Annotated in this window: 3 protein-coding genes; all 3 read right to left on the reverse strand. The window is 33.5% G+C overall.

The genetic code is table 11. The annotated features are described in order from the left end of the window. Nucleotides 1–107: 107 nt before the first annotated feature. The 3 genes from AB1630_12000 to AB1630_12010 all read right to left on the reverse strand — a co-directional run bounded on the left by AB1630_12000 (nucleotide 108) and on the right by AB1630_12010 (nucleotide 2,565). Nucleotides 108–275 carry a UPF0758 domain-containing protein gene (locus AB1630_12000; GenBank protein MEW6104515.1) on the reverse strand — a complete coding sequence of 56 codons (168 nt, stop codon included), beginning with the start codon at nucleotides 273–275 and terminating at the stop codon, nucleotides 108–110. Nucleotides 276–415: 140 nt separating this feature from the next. Further along, the gene (locus tag AB1630_12005) at nucleotides 416–1,597 is read right to left on the reverse strand and encodes an ATP-binding protein (GenBank protein MEW6104516.1); all 1,182 of its coding nucleotides are present in this window, start codon (nucleotides 1,595–1,597) and stop codon (nucleotides 416–418) included. A 266-nt stretch (nucleotides 1,598–1,863) separates the two neighbouring features. Next, complete coding sequence (locus AB1630_12010; protein ID MEW6104517.1) at nucleotides 1,864–2,565, reverse strand: ATP-binding protein; 702 nt, start codon at nucleotides 2,563–2,565, stop codon at nucleotides 1,864–1,866. Nucleotides 2,566–2,697: the final 132 nt, after the last annotated feature.

Consider the following 2,697-nt stretch of genomic DNA (forward strand, 5'->3'; position numbering starts at 1 on the left):
TTTTAATTTGTTCCTATCCTCATCCTTAAGAAATCCTGCCATTCTATCTATTTATTCGGCATTTTTTACAAATTACTTAAGAGATAATTTTCTTTCTTACTTGAAATTTAATTGATTTTCAGTATATCCCTTGCCACCTCAAACACATCTTTACCTTTTATCCCGCTACCAAGTAAAACGGCCAATAACTCAAGATTAGAAAGAGCTTTTGCCCCTTTCTTTCCCATCTTTTCACGCGGTCTATCAAATTTAGGAATATATTTTATCCCTTTCATCAACTCACCTCATCATCACAGCTGAGGAATTACCTCAATATTGTTAGCCATTCCCTTTAAAATATTCTACGCAAAACTCCACTATTTTATCAAACAATTTCTTATATTCATTTTTAAAGACACAGGATACTGGTAATCAATTACAAATCAATCACCGAGATAAATCCATCGGAATCTACAAATTCTTTGCTTACAACATAACAGTTCTTTAAACCTATTTTGGCAGAGATGGTCTTTAGCCTTTCAAAATCACTTGGGATACCTTTAAGTTTTACCTCAAGACCAATCTTGCTATCAAGGATAAAGTCAATCTCCCTTCCAGATCTTTTTTGATAATAATGAATGTTATTAAACCCTTGTAGGTTATTGTAGACTGCATTCTCAAAGAGTGCACCTTCAGAGACCTTGGCAAACTCATTTAGTATCCCTGTATCACAAAAATAAACCTTTTTGGCTTTACTCACCAATTTATCCATACTCCCGGTAAATGAAGGAACCAAGGTAATAAAAAATGTATCTTGTAAGAAGGATAGATAGGAATATATAGTCTCCCGAGAAGTGCCCAATTCAGATGCCAACCTTGCAATATCAAGTTTTGAGCCAACTCGAGAGAACAACAAAAGCAAGAGGTCTCTGAATAGTTGAATCTCTCTAAACCTGGCAAGATTCTTAACATCTTTTTCAAAATAGGATTTAAAGATATCATTAAGATGCATCCCTTTTCTTGTAATATCCTCTTCCAAAACCACCTGTGGGAAACCTCCATAATTAAGGTATTCTTCATAGAGAGCCTTTAACCTCTGGTAGCGAATAAAATTTTTACGCCTATCCTTTTGGCTAAAATCTCCTAAGACTTCTCTTTCTATACCTTTAAATATCAAAAATTCCTCAAAATTCAAAGGATAAAGATTGAAAACAAATTTTCTACCTGATAAACTTTCTGGAAAGAGATTCTTTAGATAGAAACTACTTGAGCCAGTAAGAAAGAATTTAACCCCAAAATGGTCATAAAGATACTTAACTACCTTTACAATGTTTGGCATAGCCTGAATCTCATCAAGAAAAATATAAGCCTTTTCCTTTGAAACAATACCATATTCCTTTAGATTCAGGATGATGTTGTTATAATCTATCTCTTCAAATACCTTTTGGACAATGGGATTTTCCAGGTCAAAGAAGGCTTTGTTCTTGCTTTCAATACTCCTAAAAATGGATTGATAGAGGGTTGTCTTGCCCACTCTCCGCATACCAGTAAGCACAACAATCTCTGGTTCATCAATGCATTTTGTTAATCTCTCTTGTATCTTTCTGGGGAATATCATAGGTGATAGTTTACACAGATAATAATAATTTGTCAAGTATTATTTGACATTTTGCTTAATTATCCCAAACCTTCTTGAAGATATGTCTATCAAACGACTTGTTTTTTATACAAATTTTTCCCTTAAAATATTCTACGCAAAACTCCACTATTTTATCAAACAATTCTTTGTGTTCATTCACCCAGTATTCCTTGCCTTTTTCATCACAAGATAAATGTCCCATCATCTTAAGCCGAGCAATTCGTTTTTCTGCATTATTCCCCTGTCTATTTTTCCAGAAGCCACTTATACACGGGTTTTATACGGATAATTTTATTATCAACCAGGATATTATCTTCTTCATCATATGTGAGTATAAGCCCCTCTTTACATTTTAGTTCGTCTAAAGCAGAGATAAGACTGCCTAATTCCCTGTTTTTTGTCTTTTTGCTCTCAAGACTCCAGGTTACCTGAATAGGCATTATCTTATCACTAAAATCTTTAAGTAGAAAATCGACCTCTAAATTATTCTTTGTCTTATAATAGTAGAGCTCGCCCCCCTGTTGCAAAAGGTGTAAAAAAACACAATTTTCAAGGAGTCTGCCTTTGTCTTCAAAGAATTTAAGAGAAACGGCATTGGCAAGCCCACAGTCAACAGCATATATCTTCTTAAATGCCCTTTGTTGCCTTTTTAAAGAATAAAAAAATTGGGGGAGTTCAAAAAGCAAAAAAGCCTCCTTTAGATAATCTAAATAAGTAAAGGAAAGTTTATAGGAGATATTGAAGGTTTTTTTCAGTGATTCAATAGAGGTAGTTTTTGTGGCATTGCTTATAAGATAAATAGCCATCTTTTCAAGAATACTTTTCGTGCGGACATCATGTCGCATCACAATGTCTTTCTGAATAATATCCCTGAAATATTGCTTAAGAAGTTCTAAATTGCCTGATAAGACAACCTCAGGGAAACCACCTTCAGATAAATATTTCAAGAAAAGTTGTAACTATTCAGTATATCGTATTTTATATGTTTGGCTGTTTTAAAATTCATCCATTCTATAATAAATCCCAAATCCCAAGTTCAAATGTCAAAAAAATGTCCAATTTCCAATGTCCAATATCAT

The organism is bacterium, from assembly GCA_040753555.1.
Lineage (GTDB): Bacteria > UBA9089 > UBA9088 > UBA9088 > UBA9088 > JBFLYE01.

Bases quoted from the DNA above. Each gene is read 5' to 3' on its own strand.
- AB1630_12000 (MEW6104515.1), bottom strand. From the start codon at position 275: ATGAAAGGGATAAAATATATTCCTAAATTTGATAGACCGCGTGAAAAG.
- AB1630_12005 (MEW6104516.1), bottom strand. From the start codon at position 1,597: ATGATATTCCCCAGAAAGATACAAGAGAGATTAACAAAATGCATTGAT.